This is a genomic window from Streptomyces sp. NPDC008121 (assembly GCF_042957155.1).
GTDB lineage: Bacteria > Actinomycetota > Actinomycetes > Streptomycetales > Streptomycetaceae > Streptomyces.
In genome coordinates, this window is record NZ_JBIBHT010000009.1 from 1 (window position 1) to 24,585 (window position 24,585).

Annotated in this window: 18 protein-coding genes, 1 rRNA gene and 1 pseudogene; 15 read left to right on the forward strand and 5 right to left on the reverse strand. The window is 73.9% G+C overall.

The window, feature by feature from the left end; translation table 11 throughout:
- From rrf to ACFZBD_RS27420, 3 genes are all read left to right on the forward strand, one after another.
- A 5S ribosomal RNA gene (gene rrf / locus ACFZBD_RS27410) occupies positions 1–88 on the forward strand; the annotation flags it as partial.
- Between the two features lie 212 nt (positions 89–300).
- Positions 301–1,617 carry a hypothetical protein gene (locus tag ACFZBD_RS27415; RefSeq protein ID WP_391145368.1) on the forward strand — a complete coding sequence of 439 codons (1,317 nt, stop codon included), beginning with the start codon at positions 301–303 and terminating at the stop codon, positions 1,615–1,617.
- Positions 1,557–2,348, forward strand: coding sequence for a hypothetical protein (locus tag ACFZBD_RS27420; protein ID WP_391145306.1), 792 nt, complete (start codon positions 1,557–1,559; stop codon positions 2,346–2,348). The genes ACFZBD_RS27415 and ACFZBD_RS27420 overlap by 61 nt, the downstream gene beginning before the upstream one ends.
- Positions 2,349–2,412: 64 nt before the next feature.
- Here the strand turns inward: ACFZBD_RS27420 and ACFZBD_RS27425 are convergent, their stop codons facing one another.
- Positions 2,413–3,699: a DUF1015 family protein gene (locus ACFZBD_RS27425; RefSeq protein ID WP_391144425.1), complete on the reverse strand. Its 1,287-nt coding sequence runs from the start codon at positions 3,697–3,699 to the stop codon at positions 2,413–2,415.
- A gap of 87 nt (positions 3,700–3,786) precedes the next feature.
- On the opposite strand from ACFZBD_RS27425, the gene ACFZBD_RS27430 reads away from it, so the two are divergent.
- From ACFZBD_RS27430 to ACFZBD_RS27445, 4 genes are all read left to right on the forward strand, one after another.
- Positions 3,787–4,854 carry an HAD-IIA family hydrolase gene (locus tag ACFZBD_RS27430; RefSeq protein WP_391144427.1) on the forward strand — a complete coding sequence of 356 codons (1,068 nt, stop codon included), beginning with the start codon at positions 3,787–3,789 and terminating at the stop codon, positions 4,852–4,854.
- Positions 4,855–5,105: 251 nt separating this feature from the next.
- The gene (locus tag ACFZBD_RS27435; protein WP_391144430.1) at positions 5,106–6,161 is read left to right on the forward strand and encodes an iron chelate uptake ABC transporter family permease subunit; all 1,056 of its coding nucleotides are present in this window, start codon (positions 5,106–5,108) and stop codon (positions 6,159–6,161) included.
- Positions 6,158–7,192, forward strand: coding sequence for an iron chelate uptake ABC transporter family permease subunit (locus ACFZBD_RS27440; RefSeq protein WP_391144432.1), 1,035 nt, complete (start codon positions 6,158–6,160; stop codon positions 7,190–7,192). The genes ACFZBD_RS27435 and ACFZBD_RS27440 overlap by 4 nt, the downstream gene beginning before the upstream one ends.
- Before the next feature lie 47 nt (positions 7,193–7,239).
- Entirely contained in the window at positions 7,240–8,193 is a 954-nt protein-coding gene (locus tag ACFZBD_RS27445; protein ID WP_391144435.1) for an ATP-binding cassette domain-containing protein, read from the forward strand.
- Positions 8,194–8,299: 106 nt separating this feature from the next.
- Here the strand turns inward: ACFZBD_RS27445 and ACFZBD_RS27450 are convergent, their stop codons facing one another.
- Positions 8,300–8,647 (reverse strand): SCP2 sterol-binding domain-containing protein, encoded by a 348-nt coding sequence (locus tag ACFZBD_RS27450; protein ID WP_391144438.1) that lies wholly within the window; start codon positions 8,645–8,647, stop codon positions 8,300–8,302.
- A gap of 228 nt (positions 8,648–8,875) precedes the next feature.
- Here ACFZBD_RS27450 and ACFZBD_RS27455 point away from each other — a divergent pair.
- The 5 genes and pseudogenes from ACFZBD_RS27455 to ACFZBD_RS27475 form a co-directional block, all read left to right on the forward strand.
- Positions 8,876–9,202, forward strand: a pseudogene (locus ACFZBD_RS27455) (hypothetical protein); the annotation flags it as partial.
- A 7-nt stretch (positions 9,203–9,209) separates the two neighbouring features.
- Positions 9,210–10,025 (forward strand): TlyA family rRNA (cytidine-2'-O)-methyltransferase, encoded by an 816-nt coding sequence (locus ACFZBD_RS27460; RefSeq protein ID WP_391144441.1) that lies wholly within the window; start codon positions 9,210–9,212, stop codon positions 10,023–10,025.
- The gene (locus tag ACFZBD_RS27465) at positions 10,022–10,924 is read left to right on the forward strand and encodes an NAD kinase (RefSeq protein ID WP_391144444.1); all 903 of its coding nucleotides are present in this window, start codon (positions 10,022–10,024) and stop codon (positions 10,922–10,924) included. The genes ACFZBD_RS27460 and ACFZBD_RS27465 overlap by 4 nt, the downstream gene beginning before the upstream one ends.
- 146 nt (positions 10,925–11,070) lie before the next feature.
- Complete coding sequence (recN, locus tag ACFZBD_RS27470; protein ID WP_391145308.1) at positions 11,071–12,798, forward strand: DNA repair protein RecN; 1,728 nt, start codon at positions 11,071–11,073, stop codon at positions 12,796–12,798.
- A gap of 189 nt (positions 12,799–12,987) precedes the next feature.
- Positions 12,988–14,076 (forward strand): glycosyltransferase, encoded by a 1,089-nt coding sequence (locus tag ACFZBD_RS27475; protein WP_391144447.1) that lies wholly within the window; start codon positions 12,988–12,990, stop codon positions 14,074–14,076.
- A gap of 123 nt (positions 14,077–14,199) precedes the next feature.
- Here the strand turns inward: ACFZBD_RS27475 and ACFZBD_RS27480 are convergent, their stop codons facing one another.
- The 3 genes from ACFZBD_RS27480 to ACFZBD_RS27490 form a co-directional block, all read right to left on the reverse strand.
- Entirely contained in the window at positions 14,200–15,825 is a 1,626-nt protein-coding gene (locus ACFZBD_RS27480; RefSeq protein WP_391144449.1) for a PucR family transcriptional regulator ligand-binding domain-containing protein, read from the reverse strand.
- A gap of 196 nt (positions 15,826–16,021) precedes the next feature.
- Positions 16,022–17,419 carry an FAD-binding protein gene (locus tag ACFZBD_RS27485; protein WP_391144451.1) on the reverse strand — a complete coding sequence of 466 codons (1,398 nt, stop codon included), beginning with the start codon at positions 17,417–17,419 and terminating at the stop codon, positions 16,022–16,024.
- A 96-nt stretch (positions 17,420–17,515) separates the two neighbouring features.
- Entirely contained in the window at positions 17,516–19,318 is a 1,803-nt protein-coding gene (locus ACFZBD_RS27490; protein WP_391144454.1) for a glycoside hydrolase family 15 protein, read from the reverse strand.
- A 439-nt stretch (positions 19,319–19,757) separates the two neighbouring features.
- Between ACFZBD_RS27490 and ACFZBD_RS27495 the strand changes: the two genes are divergently transcribed.
- The 3 genes from ACFZBD_RS27495 (at position 19,758) to ACFZBD_RS27505 (ending at position 24,475) form a co-directional block, all read left to right on the forward strand.
- Positions 19,758–21,407: a CTP synthase gene (locus tag ACFZBD_RS27495; protein ID WP_391144457.1), complete on the forward strand. Its 1,650-nt coding sequence runs from the start codon at positions 19,758–19,760 to the stop codon at positions 21,405–21,407.
- 76 nt (positions 21,408–21,483) lie between these two features.
- Positions 21,484–22,113, forward strand: coding sequence for an NUDIX domain-containing protein (locus tag ACFZBD_RS27500; RefSeq protein ID WP_391144459.1), 630 nt, complete (start codon positions 21,484–21,486; stop codon positions 22,111–22,113).
- 376 nt (positions 22,114–22,489) lie between these two features.
- On the forward strand, positions 22,490–24,475 hold the full coding sequence (locus tag ACFZBD_RS27505) for a tetratricopeptide repeat protein (RefSeq protein WP_391144461.1): 1,986 nt from the start codon (positions 22,490–22,492) through the stop codon (positions 24,473–24,475).
- Positions 24,476–24,585 lie beyond the last annotated feature (110 nt).

Sequence of the window (24,585 nt, forward strand, 5' to 3'; positions counted from 1 at the left end):
CGGTTACATTCCGAACCCGGAAGCTAAGCCTTTCAGCGCCGATGGTACTGCAGGGGGGACCCTGTGGGAGAGTAGGACGCCGCCGAACAATCTTTCAGGACCCTTGGTCCCAGCGTTCATGCTGGGACCAAGGGTCCTTTTTGTTTGTCCAGATTTTTCCAAAGCGCGTCCGGGTGCCGGCTGCGCGAGAATGACTGCAGTACCCGAAGACAGGAGTCACGTCGATGTCCACCAACTCTCCCGACGACCGTCCGGAGCGCGAGCCGCGTCGCAAGGACGGCGGCGAGCGGGGCGGCTTCCGTGGCCCGCGTCGTGACGACAACCGTGGTGGCGACACCCGAGGCGGCGGCGGCTTCCGCCGGGATGACCGTGGCGGGGACAACCGTGGCGGTGGCGGCTTCCGTCGTGACGACAGCCGCGGTGGGGACAACCGTGGCGGCGGTGGCTTCCGTCGTGACGACAGCCGTGGCGGCGACAACCGCGGTGGCGGTTTCCGGCGTGACGACAGCCGTGGTGGTGAGCGTCCGCCGTTCCGGCGTGATGACAACCGTGGTGGCGAGCGCCCGGCGTTCCGGCGCGATGACCGTCGTGACGACCGCGGTGGTTTCCGTCGCGATGACCGTGGTGGCGACAACCGCGGCGGTGGCGGTTTCCGCCGGGATGACAGCCGTGGTGGCGACAACCGCGGCGGTGGCGGTTTCCGCCGGGATGACAGCCGTGGTGGCGACAACCGCGGCGGTGGCGGTTTCCGGCGTGACGACAACCGTGGCGGCGAGCGTCCGCCGTTCCGGCGTGATGACAACCGTGGTGGCGAGCGCCCGGCGTTCCGGCGCGATGACCGTCGTGACGACCGTCGTGACGACCGCGGTGGTTTCCGTCGCGATGACCGTGGTGGCGACAACCGCGGTGGCGGTTTCCGCCGTGACGACAGCCGTGGTGGCGACAACCGCGGTGGCGGTGGCTTCCGGCGTGACGACAGCCGTGGTGGTGAGCGTCCGCCGTTCCGGCGTGATGACAACCGTGGTGGCGAGCGTCCGCCGTTCCGGCGTGACGACAACCGTGGTGGCGAGCGTCCGCCGTTCCGGCGTGACGACAGCCGTGGTGGCGAGCGTCCGCCGTTCCGGCGTGACGATCGGCGTGATGACAACCGGGGCGGTGGCTTCCGCCGGGATGAGCGTCGTGACGACCGTCCCTCGTTCCCGCGTGACGACCGTGGTGGCGAGCGTCCGGCGTTCCGGCGTGACGAGCGGCGCGACGACCGGCCTTCCTTCCGTCGCGACGAGCGCCGTGACGACCGGCCCTCGTTCCGCCGGGACGACAGCCGTGGTGGCGAGCGCCCGCCGTTCCGGCGCGATGACCGTGGGGACAGCCGTGGCGGTGGCGGCTACCGCGGCCGGGACGACCGTCGGGACGACAACCGTGGTGGCGGCTTCCGGCGCGACGACCGGCGCGACGACAACCGGGGCGGCGGTTACCGCGGCCGTGACGACCGGGGTGGGTACGGGCGCCGGGACGACCGGGACCGGGACCGTCCGGACCGGGCGCCGATCAAGCGGCTGCCGATCCCCGAGGAGGTCACCGGTGATGAGATCGACCAGGACGTCCGCCAGGAGCTGATGAGCCTGCCCAAGGGGCTCGCCGAGGACGTCGCGCGCAACCTCGTCATGGTCGCCAACCTGATCGACGAGGACCCGGAGCAGGCGTACGCGTACTCCCGCATCGCCCTCCGCCTCGCCTCCCGCGTCGCCGCCGTGCGCGAGGCCGCAGGCTTCGCCGCGTACGCGACGCAGAAGTACTCCGAGGCGCTGGCCGAGTTCCGGGCCGCACGGCGGATGACCGGTGGCGTCGAGCTGTGGCCCGTCATGGCCGACTGCGAGCGCGGCATGGGCCGCCCCGAGCGGGCGCTGGCCATGGCCGGCGAGCCCGAGACGCAGAAGCTCGACAAGGCCGGGCAGGTCGAGATGCGGCTCGTCGCCGCCGGCGCCCGCCGGGACATGGGGCAGCTCGACGCCGCCATCGTGACCCTGCAGAGCCCCGAGCTCGCCTCCACCGCCGTACACCCCTGGACCGCCCGGCTGCGGTACGCCTACGCGGACGCGCTCCTCGCCGCCGACCGCGAGGGCGAGGCCCGCGAGTGGTTCGCCAAGGCGCTCGAGGCCGACAAGGACGGGGCGACCGACGCCTCCGACCGGCTCGCCGAGCTGGACGGCGTCGAGTTCGTGGACGTCATCGACGAGCCCGGCACCGACGCCGACACGGTGGTCGAGATCGCCCCCGTCGACGAGGCGGACGACCTCGACGACGAGGACGAGGACGACGAGGACGACGACGAGGGCCGCCAGGCCTGACCTCGTATGAAAAAGAAGGGCGGCACCCCACCGGGTGCCGCCCTTTTTTCGTACCTCGAACCTCCTAATCCAGCGCCAGGCTTCTCAGGACCAGGCCTGTCGCCGGCTTCGGGCCGAACGACGTCGACTTGCGGGGCATGGTGACGCCCTGCCGTGCCAGGTCGCGTACGACCTCCTCACGGACCGGATGCATGAGCACCGCCGTGCCGTTCCGGCGCTCGGCCTGTTCGACGGCGGCCTCGGTGTCGTGGATGTAGGCGATGTCCTCGGGAGCGTCCGGGATGCGCCAGACGTGATCGAGGAGAGCGGCGTGCAGGACCGTCGCGTCCAGGGTGCGCCAGGCCTCGGGGCGGTCCGTGCGGACCGTGCGGGCGAGCAGCTCCGGAGCCGGCCGGTCCACGAGATGGAACGCGCCGTCGCCGGCCAGGAGGAAGGCGTTGCCCTCCGACGCGGCCGAGGCGAGAGCCTCCATGGCCGCCGGCAGGGGCCCCTCCACGCGGCGGACGCGGAAGGCGTCGCCGAGGGCCGCGACCGCGTCGGCGACGGGAAGACGGTTCAGCAGGCGGTGGATGGCGCGTACCCGCAGGGGATAGCGGGCGGTGTCGATGAGGAGCACCAGACCGTAGTTCCACGGGCCCGGGGAGGCGTGCTCCTCGCGGAGCCTGAGGTACGTCGCCCAGCGGTGGTGGCCGTCCGCAATGAGGGCCTGGTGGTCGGCGAGGCCCGCGCTGACCGCCGCCAGATCGGCCGGGTCGGTGATGGACCACAGCCGGTGGCAGAAACCGTCCTCCGTGGTCGTGGACAGCAGCGGTTCGCCCTGGACGGTCCGCTCGATCACCTCCGCGGCGGCGTCGCCGTCCCCCCGGTACGTGAGGAGCAGCGGCTCCAGGTTGGCGGCCGTCGTCCGCATCAGCGCGGCCCGGTCCTCCACGATGTGCGGCATCACGTCCTCGTGGGGCAGCACGACGCCCGCCGCCGGCTCGGACAGTTCCAGGGCACCGATCACCCCGCGCTGGAGGATGCCGTCGCCGTGCTGCTCGTACACGTACAGCGCCGGTACCGGATCGGGGGCCAGGACGCCGTCGGCGAGCCAGCGGTCCAGGGTGACCGCGGCCTTGCGGTGGCGGGTGCCGGCGGTGATCGCCTGCGGGAGGATCAGCCGGACGATGTTGTGGGGGTCGGCGGACTCGAGGTGGAGCAGCCCGTCGGGCCGTACGACGACGTCGTACGGCGGGGAGGTCACGGCGGCCAGACTGCCGACCCGTTCGGGGACGTAGCGCAGTCCCCGGAAGGGAAGCAGACGCAGACCGTCGGCGCGGACGTCATCGGCCGCGAGACCTGAGGTGTTCATTACGCAATCGTAAGTGGGCGGTGGCTATGAGCGATGATCGGGGGCAGCGGGGGAGTACCGCGCGGCGATGCAGAGGAGTACGAGGACATGGGTGACGGCGAGACCGGCGGCGGCCCGGGCCGGCAGGGCAGGCAGCGCCCGGACGGCAGCGAGCGACCGCTGAGCGAGGTGTACGACACGGCGCTGCTGGACCTGGACGGTGTGGTGTACGCGGGCGGGGAGGCGATCGAGCACGCGGTGGAGGCGCTGGGCGCCGCGCGGGACGGCGGCATGCACCTCGCGTACGTCACCAACAACGCGCTGCGGACGCCGGACTCGGTGGCGGCGCATCTGACCGAGCTGGGGGTCCCCGCCGAGGCCGGGGATGTCATCACCTCCGCGCAGGCGGTGGCCCGGCTGATCGCCGACGAAGTGCCCCAGGGCGCGCGGGTGTTGGTCATCGGCGGGGAAGGGCTGCGGGTGGCGCTGCGCGAGCGGGGCCTGGAGCCGGTGGAGTCGGCGGACGAGGAAGGCCTGGCGGCCGTGGCCCAGGGGTACGGGGGCCCGGAGCTGCCGTGGGGGCGGTTCGCGGAGGCGAGCTACGCGGTGGCGCGGGGCGTGCCGTGGTACGCGTCGAACACCGACCTCACCATCCCCGGGGCGCGGGGCATCGGGCCGGGGAACGGCGCGGCCGTGGAGGTCGTGCGGATCGCCACCGGCGCCGAGCCGAAGGTGGCGGGCAAGCCGCTGCCCCCGATGCACCGCGAGACCGTGCTGCGGACCGGGGCGAAGCGGCCGTTGGTCGTGGGGGACCGGCTGGACACCGACATCGAGGGGGCGTTCAACGGCGGAGTGGACTCGCTCCTCGTCCTGACCGGCGTGACGGACGTGGCGCAGCTCCTCGCGGCGGTGCCGGAGCACCGGCCGACGTACGTCGACGCGGATCTGCGGGGGTTGCTGACCGGGCAGCCGGAGGTCGCCGGGACGGACGCCGGCGGCTTCGTGTGCGGCGGCTGGACGGCGTCCGTGAGCGGGGGTGCGCTGGTGCTCGACGGTGAGGGCGACGACCCGCTCGACGGGGTGCGGGCGCTGTGCGCGGCCGCCTGGTCCCAGGCGGGCGCCGGGGCGTGCGGTCTGGACGCGGGGAAGGCGCTCGAAAGACTGGGACAGCTGTGACGGCTGTGAGGGCTGGGGCGGTGACGGGGCGTCGCGGAGGCGGCGGGAGCTGACCGGGGCGCCGGGGCGGGGCTTCACGGCCCCGGCTCTGGCGACGGGCGGGGTGCCGGTGGCCCCTGGCTCCGGGGACCGGGCGGGGCGCCGGCGGCCCCGGCGGGGGTATCGGGGCGGCGCGGACCTGCGGCTTCGGGCCGTCGGGCAGGCATACCGGGGAGACGGTCGCGATGGCAGGCTAGGCTAACCTAACTGCCGTGTTGGTCGAGAGCCCCTCCGTCGCGAGCGCGGAGCAGACGAGTCCCGCCCAGACGCCGACGCGCCGGAACTCCCTGCGCGCCGTCGGACTGGTCGCGGCCGTCGGCGTCCTGCTGCTGGTCTGTGTCCTGAGCATCATGATCGGCGCCAAACCGGTGCCGTTCGGCGATGTGTGGCACGGCCTGTTCCAGAACACCGGCACCGGGAACGACGTCATCATCCGTGACGTACGCGTGCCCCGGACGCTGCTCGGTCTGCTCGTCGGCGTCGCACTCGGCCTGTCCGGCGCCGTGATGCAGGGCCTCACCCGCAACCCCCTCGCCGAACCCGGCCTCCTCGGCGTCAACGCCGGCGCCGCCGCCGCCGTGGTCTCCGCGATCGCCTTCCTCGGGATCACCGAGGTCTCCGACTACGTCTGGTTCGCCTTCCTCGGCGCCGCGGTCGTCTCCGTCGTCGTGTACGTCCTCGGCGGCAGCCGCGGCGCCACACCCGTGCGTCTCGCGCTCGCCGGAACCGCCGCCACCGCCGCGCTCTACGGCTACGTCAACGCCGTCCAGCTGCTGAACTCCGCGGCCCTGGACCGGCTCCGCTTCTGGACCGTCGGCTCGCTCGCCTCCGCCGACATGGAGACCGTGCGCCGGGTCGCCCCGTTCACCCTCGTCGGCGTCGTCCTCGCCCTGCTCATCTCCCGGCCCCTCAACGCCATGGAGATGGGCGACGACACGGCCCGCGCCCTCGGCGCCCACCTCAACCGCACCCGCGTCATCGCCATGGTGTCCGTCACCCTGATGTGCGGCGCGGCGACGGCCGCCTGCGGCCCCATCGTCTTCATCGGGCTGATGGTCCCGTACCTCGTCCGCGCCCTCACCGGCCCCGACATGCGCTGGATCCTCCCGTACGCCGCCGTGCTCGCGCCGGTCCTGCTCCTCGGCTCCGACGTGATCGGCCGGCTCGTCGCCCGCCCCTCGGAGCTCCAGGTCGGCATCGTCACCGCGCTCGTCGGCGGCCCCGTCTTCATCCGACTCGTCCGCCGCAAGAGGATGGCCCAGCTGTGACCACCAAGTCGATACGGACCGGCGGCGGGCTCTCCGTACGCTACGAGCCCCGCGTCGCCGTCTCCGTGCTCGGGCTGCTCGTGCTCACCCTCGCCGCCGCCGTCGTCCTCCTCGGCACCGGCGACTTCCCCATCGCCCCCCGCGACGTTGTCACCACCCTGTTCGGCGACGGGACCGCCGTGCAGGAGTTCGCCGTCATGGAGCTGCGGCTGCCGCGTATCCTCGTTGCCGTCTTCGTCGGGGCCGCGCTCGGCATCGGCGGCGCGGTCTTCCAGTCGATCTCCCGCAATCCGCTCGGCAGCCCCGACGTCATCGGCTTCGGGCAGGGCGCCACCGTCGGCGCGCTCACCGTCATCGTGCTCTTCCAGGGCGACGCGCTCGCCGCCGCGGGCGGAGCCGTCGTCGGCGGTCTCGTCACCGGCGCCGCGATCTACCTCCTCGCCTGGAAGCGCGGGGTCCACGGCTACCGCCTCGTCCTCGTCGGCATCGGCGCGGCCGCCATGCTCACCGCCGTCATCCACTACCTGATCACCAAGGCCGACCTGGTCGACGCCACGCGCGCGGTGGTGTGGATGACCGGATCGCTCGACGGCCGCGACTGGACCCAGTTCCGGCCGCTGTTCGCGGTCTGCTGTCTGCTGCTGCCGCTGGTCCTCGCGCACGGTCGGTCGCTGCGCATGCTGGAGATGGGCGACGACGCGGCGTTCGCGCTCGGGGTGCGGGTCGAACGGACCCGGATCGTGCTGATGGGCTCCGCCGTTCTCCTCGTCGCCGTCGCGACGGCCGCCGCCGGCCCCATCGTCTTCGTCTCCCTTAGCGCCCCCCAGCTGGCCCGCCGGCTGACGCGGGCCCCGGGCCCCAACCTCGCCGTCTCCGCCCTCATGGGCTCGGCCCTCCTCCTGATCGCCGACTGGACCGCCACCAACGCCTTCGGCGACCGCCAGTTGCCGGTCGGAGTCGTGACCGGGATCCTCGGCGGCTGCTATCTGCTCTGGCTGCTCGTCACCGAACGCAAGGCGGGCCGGCTGTGAGCGCGGACACGAACCACGACCGGAACCACAGGAGCAGGAGTACGGGCATGCACGGTCAGACGCGCACCGGGACGCCGACAGCGACGGCGACAGACGCGCCGATCCGGGCGGGGGGCCCGGCCCGGTCCCGGCCGGATGCGCCCGCGCAGCGGCTCAGCGCCGACTCGGTCACGCTCGCCTACGACCAGCGGGTCATCGCCCGGGACCTGTCCGTCGAGATCCCCGACAACTCCTTCACCGTCATCGTCGGGCCGAACGCGTGCGGCAAGTCGACCCTGCTGCGCGCCCTTTCCCGGATGCTCAAGCCCAGCCGGGGCCGGGTGCTGCTCGACGGGCAGACCATCCACACGATGCCCGCGAAGAAGGTCGCCAGGACTCTCGGGCTGCTGCCCCAGTCGTCCCTCGCGCCCGACGGCATCACGGTCGCCGACCTGGTGGCGCGCGGTCGCTACCCGCACCAGGGCCTGCTGCGGCAGTGGTCCCCGGAGGACGAGCGGATCGTCCAGGAGTCGATGGCCGCGACCGGGGTCGGCGAGCTGGGGGAGCGGTACGTCGACGAGCTGTCCGGCGGTCAGCGCCAGCGGGTCTGGATCGCGATGGCGCTCGCCCAGCAGACGCCGCTGCTGCTGCTTGACGAGCCGACGACGTTCCTCGACATCCAGCACCAGATCGACGTCCTCGACCTGTGCGCCGAGCTGCACGAGACGCAGGGCCGGACCCTGGTGGCCGTCCTGCACGACCTGAACCACGCCGCCCGCTACGCCACCCACCTGATCGCCGTCCGCGACGGCGAGGTGGTCGCGGAGGGGCCGCCGTCCGAGGTCGTGACCGCCGAGCTGGTCGAGCGGGTCTTCGGACTGCGCTGCCAGGTCATCGAGGACCCGGAGACGGGGACCCCGCTGGTGGTGCCCGCGGGGCGAAAGGCGCGGGGACGGGGGCGTCCGGCCGGTGGGCCGGCGGGCGGCGGGCCGGTGGCCGGGGACGTGAAGACCGGGGGCTGAGGGACCCGCGGTCAGGGGCCCGCGGCCGGGGCAGGGGGCGACCGGCGGGCACGCGGCGCCCGGGAGACCGCGGTGTCCGATGGCCCGTGGGCCGGTGTCGACCCCGCTACAGCAACGACCGCAGCCGCAGCAGATCGCGGAGGCCGGCCTCCAGCTTGACCCGGCCGGAGGCCCAGGCCTTGGCGAAGTTCAGCTCGCCGGCCACCATCGCCACGAGATCGTCGCCGGTCATGGCCAGACGGATCTGCGCCTTGGCGGGCGGCGGGCCCTCCACCGTGTCCTCGACCTCGATCCGGCCGCCTTCGAGGCGGCCGGTGAACGTCGTGTCGAGGTCCGTGATGTGGCAGCTGAGGGTGCGGTCGAGCGCGGCGGCGCCGCGGACCTCGCCGTTCGCCCGCGCCAGGTTGTCCGAAAGTCTGTCGAGTGCGCTCCGGCACTCCGTGATCGTGGCCATCATGATCGACGTTACCCCAGGGCTTCGCGATAGCGTCATGGGATGAACGACGTCATGCCGGAACCGCCGCCGGCGCCGGGCCCGGAACGGGCGACCGACCAGGAGCCGGAGCCCGTACCGCCGTCCCCGCCGCGACCGGACGCCGACGGAGCGGGCCCCGACGGCCCCCGCCCCGCGACCGCGCAGGCCGACGCCCCTCAGGCCGGGCGCCCCGAGGCTCCCCGCCCCGCGACCGCGCACCCGGCTGCCCCTGAGCCCTCCGGTCCCGGCGCCGCGCGGCCCGACGGCCCCCGCCCCGGACTCTCCGCCCCCCTCGCCGACGCGGACTTCGGGCCCGCCGGGCCCGCACCCCTCGGGGTGGCGCGGGAGGCGACCGGACACGGCGGCGTGGACGGGGTCCTCGGGCGGCTCGGCGATCTCGACCACCTCACGGCGGACGGACACCTGGAGGTGTACGAGGATGTACACCGTGGGCTGCGCGACGAGCTGACCTCGCTCGACGCCGTGCGCCCCGGACCGAACCCGTCATCCGATCCGTACGACCACAGGAGCTGAACCGAACGTGGCAGGAGTGGCACGCCGCCGCCTCGACGCCGAGCTGGTACGCCGCAAGCTCGCGCGCTCGCGCGAGCACGCCGGCCAGCTGATCGCCGCGGGGCGGGTGACCGTCGGGAAGACCGTCGCCACCAAGTCCGCCACGCAGGTCGAGACCGCCGCGGCCATCGTCGTGGCCCAGGACGCCGACGACCCCGACTACGTCTCCCGGGGCGGCCACAAGCTGGCCGGCGCGTTCGCCGCCTTCGTGCCGCTGGGGCTGAAGGTCGAAGGCCGCCGGGCGCTCGACGCCGGGGCGTCCACCGGCGGCTTCACCGACGTCCTGCTGCGGGCGGGCGCCGCGCACGTCGTCGCGGTCGACGTCGGCTACGGCCAGCTCGCCTGGTCGCTGCAGAGCGACGAGCGCGTCACCGTCAAGGACCGCACCAACGTCAGGGAGCTGACGGTGGAGGCGATCGACGGGCAGCCGGTCGACCTCGTCGTCGGAGACCTCTCCTTCATCCCGCTCGGCCTCGTCCTGCCCGCGCTGGCGGCCTGCACCGCCCCCGGCGCCGACCTCGTGCTCATGGTCAAGCCGCAGTTCGAGGTGGGCAAGGAGCGCCTCGGCACCGGCGGCGTCGTCCGCAGCCCCGAACTGCGGGCCGAGGCCGTACGGAACGTGGCACGCCAGGCGGGCGACCTCGGCCTCGGCGTCCTCGGCGTCACGGCCAGCCCGCTGCCGGGCCCCTCGGGCAACGTCGAGTACTTTCTGTGGCTGCGGGCCGGGGCGCCCGCGCTCGATCCGGCGGATGTCGACCGCGCCGTGGCGGAGGGACCTCGTTGAACACAGGTACGCGTACCGTCTTCCTGCTCGCACACACCGGCCGGCCGGCCGCAGTGCGCAGCGCCGAACTCGTCGTCCTGGGGCTGCTCCGCAGCGGGATCGGGGTGCGCGTCCTGGAGGCGGAGGCGGCCGACCTGCCGCTGCCGCCGTCGGTCGAGATGGTGCCGGACGCGCACCCCGACGCGCTCGACGGCTGTGAGCTGATCGTCGTCCTCGGCGGCGACGGGACCCTGCTCCGCGGAGCCGAGCTCTCCCGCGCCTCGGGCGTGCCCATGCTCGGGGTGAACCTGGGCAGGGTCGGCTTCCTCGCCGAGGCCGAGCGCGACGACCTCGACCAGGTCGTCGACCGGGTCGTCACGCGGGCGTACGAGGTCGAGGAGCGGATGACCCTCGACGTCGTCGTGTACGAGAACGGCGACGTGCTGCACCGGGACTGGGCGCTGAACGAGGCGGCCGTCCAGAAGGTCTCCCCGGAACGCATGATGGAGGTCGTCCTCGCCATCGACGGGCGTCCGGTGACCGGCTTCGGCTGCGACGGAGTGATCTGCGCGACTCCCACCGGCTCCACGGCGTACGCCTTCTCGGCCGGCGGACCGGTGATCTGGCCGGAGGTCGAGGCGCTGCTCATGGTGCCGATCGGGGCGCACGCCCTCTTCGCCAAGCCGCTGGTGACCACCCCGGAGTCGGTGCTCGCCGTGGAGGTCGAGCCGCACACCCCGAACGGCGTGCTGTGGTGCGACGGACGGCGGACCGTGGAACTCCCCGCCGGGGCGCGGGTGGAGGTGCGGCGCGGGGCCGTGCCCGTACGCCTCGCACGGCTGCACCACGCGTCCTTCACGGACCGGCTCGTGGCGAAGTTCGCCCTGCCCGTGTCGGGCTGGCGCGGCGCCCCCCACTGAGCCTGCCCCGCCCCGGGCCGCCCACTCCCACGGGTGACAGAAACGGTCGGCCGACTCCCCGGTGACCTGCGGGTTCGGGCTGTTGCGGCAGGGGTCGTCGCACAGCGGGGGCCGGACCTCGTAAGGTCTTCCCCGTGTTGGAGGAGATGCGGATACGGTCGCTCGGGGTCATCGACGACGCGGTGGTCGAGCTGTCACCCGGTTTCACCGCGGTGACCGGCGAGACCGGCGCGGGCAAGACGATGGTCGTGACCAGCCTGGGGCTGCTGCTCGGCGGGCGCGCCGACCCGGCCCTCGTGCGGATCGGCGCGGCGTCCGCCGTCGTCGAGGGGCGGATCAGCGTGCCTCCGGGCGCCACCGCCGCCGTACGGGCCGAGGAGGCGGGCGCCGAGCTGGACGACGGCGTGCTGCTCGTCAGCCGGACGATCTCGGCCGAGGGGCGCTCACGGGCCCATCTGGGCGGTCGCTCGGTGCCCGTCGGGCTGCTCGCCGAACTCGCCGACGAACTCGTCGCCGTCCACGGCCAGACCGACCAGCAGGGCCTGCTCAAGCCGGCCCGGCAGCGCGGGGCGCTCGACCGGTACGCGGGCGACGCCGTCGCCGTGCCGCTGGCCGCGTACGGGGAGGCGTACCGGCGGCTGCGGGCCGTCGCCGCCGAGCTGGACGAGATCACCACTCGCGCCCGCGAGCGGGCCCAGGAGGCCGATCTGCTGCGCTTCGGTCTCGGTGAGATCGAGGCCGTCGCACCGCTGCCCGGCGAGGACGTGGACCTGGCCGCCGAGGCGGAACGCCTCGGTCACGCCGAGGCCCTCGCCTCCGCCGCCGCCCTCGCGCACGGAGCGCTGGCCGGGAACCCCGAGGACCCGGAGGCCGTCGACGCGACCACCCTGGTCGCCGGTGCCGGTCGCGCGCTCGACGCCGTGCGCGCGCACGACCCGGCGCTCGCCTCGCTCGCGGACCGGATGGGGGAGATCTCCATCCTGCTCGCCGACGTCGCCGGGGAGCTGGCCGGGTACGCCGACGATCTGGACGCCGACCCGCGGCGGCTCGCCGTCGTGGAGGAGCGGCGCGCGGCGCTGACCCAGCTCACCCGGAAGTACGGGGCGGACGTCTCCGCCGTCCTGGCGTGGGCGCAGGAGAGCGCGGCCCGGCTGACCGAGCTGGAGAGCGACGACGACCGGATCGGCGAGCTGACGGCCGAGCGGGACGCGCTGCGGGCCGAGCTGTCGCTCCTCGCGCAGGCGCTCACCGACGCCCGTACGGAGGCGGCCGCCCGGTTCGCCGACGCGGTCACCGCCGAACTTGCCTCCCTCGCCATGCCCCACGCGCGCGTGTCCTTCGACATCCGGCAGACGGAGTCCGTCGACGAGGCCTCGGGCGTCGAGGTCGGCGGCCGGTCCGTGGCCTACGGGCCGTCCGGCGCCGACGAGGTGGAGCTGCTGCTCGCGCCCCACCCCGGGGCCCCGCCGCGGCCGATCGCCAAGGGCGCGTCCGGCGGCGAGCTGTCGCGGGTGATGCTCGCCGTCGAGGTCGTCTTCGCCGGGGTGGACCCGGTGCCGACGTACCTCTTCGATGAGGTCGACGCGGGCGTCGGCGGCAAGGCGGCCGTGGAGATCGGGCGGCGGCTGGCCAAGCTCGCCAAGTCGGCGCAGGTCGTGGTCGTCACGCACCTTCCGCAGGTGGCGGCCTTCGCGGACCGTCAGCTGCTGGTCGAGAAGACCGACGACGGGTCCGTGACCCGGTCCGGCGTCACCGTCCTGGAGGGCGAGGACCGGGTCCGCGAGCTGTCGCGGATGCTGGCCGGGCAGGAGGACTCCGAGACGGCGCGGGCGCACGCGGAGGAGCTTCTGGCGACGGCCCGGGCGGACGGCTGAGGGAGCCCGCGAGGCCGGTGCCGGGTGGTCGGCCCCGCGAGGCGGTCAGGGGCGGCAGCCCGGTGACCTCGCACGTTCACCCGTGTGGGTGAACGTGCGCGGGGTGTTGCCGCCTCCGACACGGGAACGACACGACAACGAAGCGTCTTCGGTGCCGGAACGTGCGTACGGACTGGCATCCTTGGGCGCGTGACACAGCTCCGTACGGTCCAAGTGCTGGGCGGCGGCAGCGCGGGCAGCAGCGCTCACGTCAGATCACTTGCCTCGGGGCTGGTGGCGAGGGGCGTGCGGGTGACCGTCTGCGCCCCGGCCGAACTCGACCGCGTCTACGACTTCATCGGCGCCGGCGCGCGCTTCGTCCCCGTGCCGCGCCGCAACGACCCCGCGACGGTCGCGGCCCTCCGCGGCGCCAGTGCCGGAGCGGACGTCGTCCACGCGCACGGACTGCACGCATCGGTCCGGGCCGCCCTCGCCCTCTCGGGCGGCGGCCGGACGGCGCCCTCGCTCGTGACGACCTGGCACACCCGCAACCACGTGGAGGGCGCGCGGGGCGGGCTGCTGCGGCTGCTGGAACGAAGGACCGCGCGGACGGCGGACGTCGTCCTCGCGACCTCCTCCGAGCTCGTCGACCGCGCCCGTCGGCGCGGCGCGCGGGACGCCCGTCTCGCACCGGTGACCGTCCCCGCCTCACGGGCGCCGGTCTGCCTGCACGACGGGAAGGCCCGGGCGGAACTGGGCGCCGTGGACCGGCCGTTGCTGATGGCCGTGGGCGCGCTGGAGCCCGAGCGGGGGTACGACACGCTGCTCGACGCCGCCCGCCGGTGGCGGGAGCTCGACCCCCAGCCGCTGCTCGTGATCGCGGGGGAGGGGCGCGAACGCGCGGCCCTCCAGCGCCGGATCGAGACCGAGCGGCTGGCGGTCCGGCTGATCGGCCGCCGGGACGACGTGGCGGAGCTCCTCGCGGCGGCCGACGTCGCCGTCCTGCCCTCGCGGTGGGAGGCCCGGTCCCTGCTGGCACAGGAGGCGCTGCGGCTGGGCGTACCGCTGGTGGCGACGGCCGTCGGAGGGGTCCCGGAACTGGTCGGCGACGCGGCCGAGCTGGTCCCCCGGGGGGACGCTCCGGCGCTGGCCGAGGCGGTGCGGGGGCTGCTGGAGGACACCGACCGGCGGATGGACCTGGCCGCGGCGGGGCGGGTCCAGGCCGGGACGTGGCCGACGGAGGACGAGACGATCGCGCACGTCCTCAGCGTCTACGACGAACTGTCGGGCCGACGCTGACGCCGGGCCCCCTGCCGCCGCCCCGCGCTTCCCGGTGCCGCCGGCCCCCGAGGGGGCGCTTGTCGATCAAGCTGGATCAGGGCGCGTGCCAGCCGCCGCCGCCCCGCGCTTCCGCGCGCCCCCCTACGCCGTGAGCCGGCGTGCCCGCAGCGCCAGGGACAGGGCCAGGACCGTCTGGGGGTCGTCCAGGTCCGTGCCGAGGAGTTCGGAGATCCGGGCCAGGCGGTTGTAGAGCGTCTGGCGGTTCAGATGCAGCTCCCGCGCCGTCTCCGCCTTGCGGCCCGCGTGGGCCAGATACGTCTCCAGCGTGGGCAGCAGGGGCGGTCGGGACGTGCGGTCGTGGTCGCGCAGGGGACCGATCGCGCGGTCCACGAAGGCCGCCAGGTCCGGGTGGTCCCTCAGCCGCCACAGCAGCAGGTCGATGTCCAGACGCCGGGCGTCGTACCACGGGCGGTCCGAGAGGCCCTGCGCCGCCGTCGCCGTCTCGGCGGCGTGGCGCAGGCTCGCCGAGGCCGCCGCCCAGCCGCCCGCGACACCGACCACGATCACCGGCGCGTGCGCGCCGGCCCGTTCCAGGCCCGCCCGCTCCACCCCGGCCCGCAGCGCCGCCGCGACCCGGTCCGCCACCGCCGTACGCTCCGACTCCGTCCGCAGCCCGAGCAGCAGCGGCACCCGGCCCTCGACGGGACGGACGCCCAGCAGTACCGGGACGCCCACCGACGCCAGCTCCTCCAGGACCGCCCGGGCGAGCAGCGCCCAGTTGCCCGAGGGGGAGAGTTCGGGGGCCAGGCGCATCACCACCGGGAGCAGCGGGCCGTCCCCGGGCTTGAAGCCGAGCACCCGCGCCTGGGCCGGCGCGTCCTCCGGCGTGATCCGTCCCTCGGCCAGGTCCGTCAGGAAGTCGCCCCTGCCCCGCGCCGCCAGCTCCTCCTCCTGGCGCGCCTGCATCAGGACGACCGCCAGCAGCCCGGCCGCCCGTTCCGCGGCCATCCGGTGGACGAGGGACAGGGGACCGGCGACCGCGAGCAGGGCGAGCCGCGCGCGGACGGCGCCGGTGCCCGGGCCGCCGCCGCCCGGCACGTCCACCAGGACCGCGCCCGTGGGCGGCCCCGACTCGCGCGCCGCCCGCTGCCCGCGCAGCCCGTCCCACACCTGGAGCGGATCCGCGGGGGCCGACTCGCTCCCCGCCGCGTACAGGAGTTGGCCGTCCGCCGTCTCCAGGAAGACCGGGTTCGCCGTGAACTCGGCCAGGATCTGGAGGACCTGGGGCACCCCGCCCCCGCCGAGCAGCGCGTCCGTACACCGCCGGTGCACGTCGTCCGCCTGCCGGAGCAGGGCGTAGTGGCCGTTGACGATCTCGGTGTGGATCTCCTCCGTCACCGCCACGAACGGCACCTCGCGGTGCAGCTGCACCAGCGGCAGGCCGGTCGCCCGGGCCGTCTCCACGATCGTGGCCGGCAGCCGCGAGAAGCGCGGCCCCAGCTCGACGACGAGCGCGGCGATGCCCCGGTCCGCGAGGCGGCGCACGAAGGCGCGCTGTTCCGCCGGGCGGGTGCCGAGGCCCAGCCCCGTGGTGAGCAGCAGTTCACCACCCTTGAGCAGCGACGCGATGTTCGGCACCTCGCCGGCGTGCACCCAGCGCACCGTGCGGTGCAGCCGGTCCGCGCCGGCGACGACCTCCGGGAGCCCGCCGCGCAGCCCGGGCAGCTCCAGCGCCCGTTGCACGGTGATCCCGCCCTGACTGTCCATGGGCCCGGACGCTACCCGCGTCCCTGTTCCCGCGGCATCACCGGGCGCTCGCGGGTCGGCCCGGTCCGTTCCCGGGGGCGACAACTCGTCGCGCCCCGGCGCCACTTGCCCGACCCTCTGTCGAGTGTGTCGTACGTCACCGGCGCCGCCGGGACCATCGTGGGCGGCCTTCCCGGGCGGGGCCGCGGGGCGGGGGTCACGCGGCCGCCGGGGCCGGGGTGATGTTGTGGTTGAGGCGGAAGACGTTGTCGGGGTCGTACTCCGCCTTGACGGCGGCGAGCCGACGGTAGTTGTCGGCGCCGAAGCCGGCGACGACGCGCTGCTCGCCCTCGGCGCCGATGAAGTTGAGGTACACGGCGTCGACCGACCAGGGCCTCGCGTCGGCCCGCACGTCGCGCACCCAGGCCACCACCCGGGCGTCGTCCTCCGGCTTCTCCCACGTCCCGAAGGGGTGCACGGCCCAGGGCGCGGTGCGCCACGGCAACGGGAACCGGGACGGGCCGTCCGCCACGGCGCCGCCCATCGGGAACAGCACGTGCTGGGTGGTGGTGGGCATCGGGATCCGCGCCGCGCGGGCGCAGAAGGCGTCGACCGCCTCGTCCGGGAACTCGCGGAGGTACTCCGCCGACCAGTAGTTCCGCAGCCCCGGCGGGTCGTCGATCATGCACTGGAGATCCGCGTACGGAATGTCCGTGACGACCTCGACCTCGGGCCGCAGCGCCAGCAGCGGCGCGGCCAGCTCGTGGACCTCGTCGACCGGACCGGCGTACGTGATCAGCGCGGCGCAGACGAGCGTGCCGACCAGGTGCTCGGGGATGAAGGGCTCGGGCGGCGCGGGGAAGTAGATCATGCCGCCGCCGGCCTCGGCGGGGGCGGACGCGAAGACCGTGCGGAAGGCGCGGCCCACCTCGGGCGCGGCCTCCGGGCGGTAGAACAGCATGGCCATGCTCATGGCCGGGAGTTCGTGCAGCCGCAGGGTGAGGGAGGTGGCGATGCCGAAGTTCCCGCCGCCGCCGTGCAGCGCCCAGAACAGCTCGGGGTTCTCCCGGTCGCTCGCCACGACGTGCTTGCCCTCCGCCGTGACCAGTTCGGCGGCGACCAGGTTGTCGCAGGCCAGACCGAACTTCCGTTCCAGCCAGCCCGATCCGCCGCCCAGGGTGAAGCCGCCGACCCCGGTGGTGGACACCCGTCCGCCGGTGGTGGCCAGGCCGAACGGCTCGGCCGCCCGGTCCAGATGGCTCATCGTCGCGCCGCCGCCGACCCGTACGGTCCGCTCGTCGCGGTCCACGTCCGCCGCGCGCATCCGGCGCAGGTCCACGACCAGGCCCTCGTCGACGACGGACGCCCCGGCGACACTGTGCCCGCCGCCGCGCACCGCGATCGGCAGCCCGGCCTCCCGGCCGAAGAGAACGGCGCGCGAGACGTCGGAGGGGTTGGCGCACTGGGCGATGACCGCGGGGCGGCGGTCGATCATGGCGTTGTGGACGGTCCTGGCTTCGTCGTAGCCCGGATCACCGGGTACGAGCACCTCACCGGCCGATGCCTCGCGGAGCGCGGCGAGGGCGGTGGGCGGAACGGTCTTCGGGGGAGCCATGGGACGCCCCCCTTTCCGAGGGGGGACAGGACCATTTCATCGTAGGGCGGCGGTCGTCGGCCCGCTTCTCGACGCCCCGGACCCCGCCCGGCCTCCCTAACCTCCGTACGCGCCGCTCGCCGTCAGCCGCAGGGCGGTGTCGATCAGCGGGACGTGGCTGAACGCCTGCGGGAAGTTCCCCACCTGGCGCTGGAGCCGCGCGTCCCACTCCTCCGCGAGCAGCCCCAGGTCGTTGCGGAGCGAGAGCAGCTTCTCGAAGAGCCGGCGCGCCTCGTCCACCCGGCCGATCATCGCCAGGTCGTCGGCGAGCCAGAACGAACAGGCCAGGAAGGCGCCCTCGTCGCCCTCCAGGCCGTCGACGCCCGCCTCCGCGCCGGCGGTGGGGTAGCGCAGCACGAAGCCGTCCTCGGTGGACAGCTCCCGCTGGATCGCCTCGATGGTGCCGATGACCCGCTTGTCGTCCGGCGGCAGGAAGCCCATCTGCGGGATCAGCAGCAGCGACGCGTCCAGCTCCTTGGAGCCGTACGACTGCGTGAACGTGTTGCGGTCCTTGTCGTAGCCCTTCTCGCACACGTCCCGGTGGATGTCGTCGCGCAGCTGCCGCCAGCGCTCCAGCGGGCCGTCGGCGTCCCCGGACTCGATCAGCTTGATGGTGCGGTCGACCGCCACCCAGGCCATCACCTTCGAGTGCACGAAGTGGCGGCGCGGGCCGCGCACCTCCCAGATGCCCTCGTCCGGCTGGTTCCAGTGGGTCTCCAGGTAGCGGATCAGCTTCAGCTGGAGCAGAGAGGCGTAGTCGTTGCGCGAGAGGCCCGTCATGTGGGCCAGGTGCAGCGCCTCGGTGACCTCGCCGTAGACGTCGAGCTGGAGCTGGTTGGCCGCGCCGTTGCCGACCCGGACCGGGCCGGAGTTCTCGTACCCGGGCAGCCAGTCCAGCTCGGCCTCGCCCAGCTCGCGCTCGCCGGCGATGCCGTACATGATCTGCAGGTTCTCCGGGTCGCCCGCGACCGCGCGGAGCAGCCAGTCCCGCCAGGCGCGCGCCTCCTCGCGGTAGCCGGTGCGCAGCATCGACGACAGCGTGATCGCCGCGTCGCGCAGCCAGGTGTAGCGGTAGTCCCAGTTGCGGACGCCGCCGATCTCCTCCGGCAGGGAGGTGGTCGGCGCGGCGACGATGCCGCCGGTGGGCGCGTACGTCAGCGCCTTCAGCGTGATCAGGGAGCGGACCACCGCCTCGCGGTACGGGCCGTGGTACGTGCAGTGGGCCACCCAGTCGCGCCAGAAGTCGGCCGTCGCCTCCAGCGAACCCTCCGGGTCCGGCAGGGCGGGCGGCTCCTTGTGCGAGGGCTGCCAGCTGATCGTGAACGTGATCCGGTCACCGGGCGTGACGGTGAAGTCGGAGTAGGTGGTGAGGTCCTTGCCGTGGGTCTCGATCTCGGTGTCGAGCCACACGGAGTCGGGCCCGGCGACGGCGACCGTACGGTCCCCGACCTTGTGCACCCACGGCACCACGCGGCCGTAGCTGAACCGCATCCGCAGCGCGGAGTGCATCGGCACGCGCCCGGAGACGCCCTCGACGATCCGGATCAGCTGGGGCGCGCCGTCACGCGGGGGCATGAAATCGGTCACCCGGACCGTGCCGCGCGGCGTGTCCCACTCCGATTCGAGGATCAGGGAGTCGCCGACGTAGCGGCGCCGGTCGGCCGGCGCCGGGGTGGCGCCTTCGGCCACGGCGGGCGCGACCCGCCAGAAACCGTGCTCCTCCGTACCGAGGAGCCCGGCGAAGACGGCATGCGAGTCGAAGCGTGGCAGGCAGAGCCAGTCGACGCTGCCGTCCCGGCAGACCAGTGCCGCGGTCTGCATGTCTCCGATGAGTGCGTAATCCTCGATGCGCCCGGCCACGTGCAATCTCCAGTCGAACGGCCACGTCCGCCCCGCGGGGCGCTTCCTACAGATGGTGCCAGCAGTCAAGGGATGGTTGACGAGCCCCGTGCTTCCGGTTGACTGGCGGGGGTGCTGCCGATGGCCGGTCCGCCTCGGCAGGGAGTGTCCGAGCAGGATACGTCGCACCCTAAGCAGCGGCGGCAACGCCCTGATAACGGCGTTGCGCCGAACGGGTGAGGCCACCGTGACCTGTGGTGTAGCCGTCCGTATGCACCCGACTGCCCCGTGTGGCCGGAAGCGGCCTCCCTTCGTCGCTGATACCCTGGTACCCCGTGGACCGGTGGGAAACGGCGAAAGCCGAGGCCCCCGAAACCGCAGCGACGGCACCCCCCGATTCTTCCGGAGGGGACGCCGGTACGCACCTCCAGAACGCGACCACGGGAGCCCCCTCTTGGCGATGCCGCCCAAAACCACGACGACCAAGCACATCTTCGTCACCGGGGGTGTCGCCTCCTCCCTCGGCAAGGGCCTGACCGCCTCCAGCCTGGGTGCGCTCCTCAAGGCGCGGGGCCTGCGGGTCACGATGCAGAAGCTCGACCCGTACCTCAACGTCGACCCCGGCACGATGAACCCGTTCCAGCACGGCGAGGTGTTCGTCACCAACGACGGCGCCGAGACCGACCTGGACATCGGCCACTACGAGCGCTTCCTCGACGTCGACCTCGACGGCTCCGCCAACGTCACCACGGGCCAGGTCTACTCCCAGGTCATCGCCAAGGAGCGGCGTGGCGAGTACCTCGGCGACACCGTCCAGGTCATCCCGCACATCACCAACGAGATCAAGTCCCGGATCCGCCGCATGGCGACCGACGACGTCGACGTCGTCATCACCGAGGTCGGCGGCACCGTCGGCGACATCGAGTCGCTGCCGTTCCTGGAGACGGTCCGCCAGGTCCGCCACGAGGTCGGCCGCGACAACGTCTTCGTCGTGCACATCTCGCTGCTGCCCTACATCGGCCCCTCCGGCGAGCTGAAGACCAAGCCGACCCAGCACTCCGTCGCCGCCCTGCGCAACATCGGCATCCAGCCGGACGCGATCGTGCTGCGCGCCGACCGCGACGTCCCCACCGCCATCAAGCGCAAGATCTCGCTGATGTGCGACGTGGACGAGGCCGCCGTCGTCGCCGCCATCGACGCCAAGTCGATCTACGACATCCCCAAGGTCCTGCACACCGAGGGCCTGGACGCCTACGTCGTCCGCAAGCTCGACCTGCCGTTCCGCGACGTGGACTGGTCCACCTGGGACGACCTGCTCGACCGCGTCCACAACCCCGACCACGAGGTCACCGTCGCGCTCGTCGGCAAGTACATCGACCTGCCCGACGCGTACCTCTCGGTCACCGAGGCCATGCGGGCCGGCGGCTTCGCCAACAAGGCGCGCGTCAAGGTCAAGTGGGTCACCTCCGACGACTGCAAGACCCCGGCCGACGCGCAGAAGCAGCTCGGCGACGTCGACGCGATCCTCATCCCCGGCGGCTTCGGCGACCGCGGTGTGAGCGGCAAGGTCGGCGCCATCCAGTACGCCCGCGAGAACAAGGTGCCGCTGCTCGGCATCTGCCTCGGCCTGCAGTGCATCGTCATCGAGGCCGCGCGGAACCTGGCCGACATCCCCGAGGCGAACTCGACCGAGTTCGACCCCGCGACCGCGCACCCCGTCGTCTCGACGATGGAGGAGCAGCTCGCGTACGTCGAGGGCGCCGGGGACCTGGGCGGAACGATGCGCCTGGGCCTCTACCCGGCGAAGCTCGCCGAGGGCTCCATCGTCCGCGAGGTCTACGCCGACCAGCCGTACGTCGAGGAGCGCCACCGCCACCGCTACGAGGTGAACAACGCCTACCGCGCGGAGCTGGAGAAGAAGGCGGGCCTCGTCTTCTCGGGCACGTCCCCGGACAACAAGCTCGTCGAGTACGTCGAGTACCCGCGCGAGGTGCACCCCTACCTGGTCGCCACGCAGGCCCACCCGGAGCTGCGTTCGCGCCCGACGCGTCCGCACCCGCTCTTCGCCGGCCTGGTCAAGGCGGCCGTGGAGCGCAAGACGGGCAAGTAGCCGCGAGCGGTTAACGTTGCCGGGGTACGGGTCCTGAGGGATCCGTACCCCGGTTTTCGTGTGTGGGAGGACGCAGATGGAGTTGCAGGACACCCCCGAGGAGTGGCAGGTCGTCGCCACGACGACCCCCTGGCAGGGCAACAAGACGAGTGTCCGCGCGGACGACGTGGTCATGCCGGGCGGCACGGTCGCGCGCCGCGACTACCAGGTCCACCCCGGTTCGGTGGCGGTCGTCGCCCTCGACGAGCAGGACCGCGTCCTGGTGCTGAAGCAGTACCGGCACCCCGTGCGGATGAAACTGTGGGAGATCCCGGCCGGTCTCCTGGACGTGCCGGGGGAGAACCCGCTGCACGCGGCGCAGCGCGAGCTGTACGAGGAGGCGCACGTCAAGGCCGAGGACTGGCGGGTCCTGACCGACGTCTACACCACGCCGGGCGGCTGCGACGAGGCGGTACGGATCTTCCTGGCCCGGGACCTCTCGGCGGCCGAGGGCGAGCGCTACGAGGTCGCCGAGGAGGAGGCCGACATGGAGCTGGCCCGGGTCCCCCTGGACGACCTGGTGCGCGGCGCCCTCGCCGGCGAGCTGCACAACAACTGCCTGGTGGTGGGCGTCCTGTCGCTGGCGGCCGCGCGCGCGGTGGACGGCGGCGTCGCCACCCTGCGGCCGGCGGACTCGCCGTGGCCGGCCCGCCCCTTCGAGGCGTAGGCGCGGACGCAGGCGTCGCGCGGGCGCATGCGTCGGCGTGCGCGTCGGGGTGGGCGCGGGCAGGCGTAGGGCCGGGGCGGTCGGGTAGACGGGCCGGGCGCGGAGGGCGGGCTCACGCTCGGACCCCGGCGGCGGCCGGCCCGGACCCTCGGACCCCGGCGGCCGGCGGGGGTACACCGGCCCGGTCGGCGGCCGGGAGGAATTCCGCCCCCGGGTCGTCTCCGAGGGTTCCGATCTGACGATCTGCTGATCCGATCGGGGGACCTGCCCGCCGCGCTCCGCCGGGTCGGGGCCGTGCCCTGAACTACGCTCGGGATCGCCCGTGCGGAGATCCCCGCGGGATCGGCTCGTGCGCAGGTGGACGGGAGCGTGGCCCGTGACGGATCAGGCGGTGACAGCGGGCGGGGTGCGTCGATTCTTCGGGCGACAGCGGGAGTTGAAGGCGCTGCGCGCCGACATCGAACGGACCGGGCTCGACACCCTGACCGGCCGCAAAGCCCCCCGCGCGCGCGTCCTGCTGATCGCCGGACGGCCCGGTTCCGGGCGGACGGCCCTCGCCGAGGAGCTGGTCGCCGGGCTCGCCGCCCGATACCCCGACGGGGTGTACCGCGCCCGGCTCACCGAGCCCGGCGGCGAGCCCGTCCCCACCGCGCTGGCCGCCCGCGGCCTCTTGGAGGACCTCGGCGTCGAGGAACCCCCCGGTGCCGCCGAGGACGAGCTGACCGAACTGGTCCGCACCGCCCTGGCGGACCGGCGGACCGTCCTCGTCCTGGACGACGCCGTCGACGCGGCCCAGGTCGACCCCCTGATCCCCGACCATCCCGACGCCCTCGTCGTCGCCGTCGCCCAGGGCCCCCTCACCGGCATCCCGGACGTCCGCCCCTGCACGGTCGGCGGACTCGACCCCAAGTCGGCCATCGAGATGCTCACCACCTACACCGGATCGGTGCGGGTCACCGTCGACCCCCAGGCCGCCGAGACCCTCGCCGAGGAGTGCGGCGGCCAGCCCGCCGCCCTGGTCCTCGCCGGCAGCTGGCTCGCCGCCCGCCCCAAGTCCTCCGTCGCCGACCTCGCCAAACGACTGCGCGCCCTGCCGGGCGACCCGGTGACCCGCGCCTTCCAGCTCGTCCACGAGTCCCTGCCCGCCCCGGCCGCGCGGACCCTGCGGCTCCTCTGCCTCGCCCCGCTCGGCCGCGCCGACGCCCACACCGCCTCCGCCCTGGCCGGCTGCTCCGTCTCCGCCGCCGCCACCACCCTCGCCGACTTCGCCACCCTCGGGCTCCTCGGGGAGCGCGACGGAGGAGAGTACGAGATCCCCGCGCACCTCGTCCCCCTGCTCCGCACCGAGCTGGAGGAGCGCGACCGGCCCGCCGAGGTGCAGCTCGCCCGGGCCCGGATGCTGGAGCGGACCGTACGGCTCCTGCAGTCCTGCCGCGCCGTCACCGAACCGGAGGGCTCCGCCGCCCGCAGGAAGCTGGCCGGCCTGCCCCGGGCCCTGCGCTTCCCGAACGCCCCCGCCGCCGCCGAATGGCTGGAGGGCCGCAGGCCCGTCCTGCTCGCCTCCGCCCGGCTCGCGGTCGCCGACGGCGAGCTCGACACCCTGGCCCGCCGCCTGGTCGCCGCCCTGGTCCGCGCGCTCGCCGCCCACCGGGGGGCCGAGGCGGCCGCCCCCGACCTCTACGGCCTGCACCGGCTCGTCCTCGACGTCGCCGAGCGCCGGGGACTGCACCGCGAGCGGGCCGCCGCCCTGCTGAACCTGGCCGATCTCGACGCCGGGAGCGGCCGGACCCGGGACGCGCTCGCCCGCTACCGGGAAGCGCTGGACGCCGGACGGGCCGCGAACGACCCATACGCGATCGGCCGCGCGATGGAATCCGTAGGCGGCTCCTACCAGGAGCTGGGGGACTGGCAGCGGGCCGGTGACTGGTACGGCCGCGCGCTCGCCCAGCGCCTCGCCCGCGACGAGCGCGCCGACCAGGCCCGGCTCTACGCAAGGCTCGGCGCGGTGCACACCTACGCCGGCCGCTACGGCGAGGCCCTGCGGAACTGGCGCGCCGCCGCCGCGGGCTACCGCCGGCAGTCCGATCTCCCCGCCTACGCCCGGGCGTTGAGCGAGGCGGCCCGGGTCCAGGAGTACGCCGGACGGCCGCAGGAATCCCTGCGGACCTGCGAGGAGGCGGTCGAGTGGGCCCGGCGTGCCCAGGACGTACGGCTCCAGGCGGCCCTGCAGCTGCGGCTCGCCGACACCCTGGACCGGCTCGGCGACCCCGCCGCCGCCCGGCTGCACCGCTCAGCAGCCGAAAGACTGCTTGGAACCGCACCCTCCGCCTGCGAAATCCGCAGTGGCTGTCTCGAAGATTAATGCTTTGCAAGGCTAGACAGCGGGAACTCCTTCATTAGACTGGGTGAGCCGCGTTCGATCGTGGTGTGTCCCGGTGCGCCACGATGCGGCCGGGTATGTATCGCAGTGCC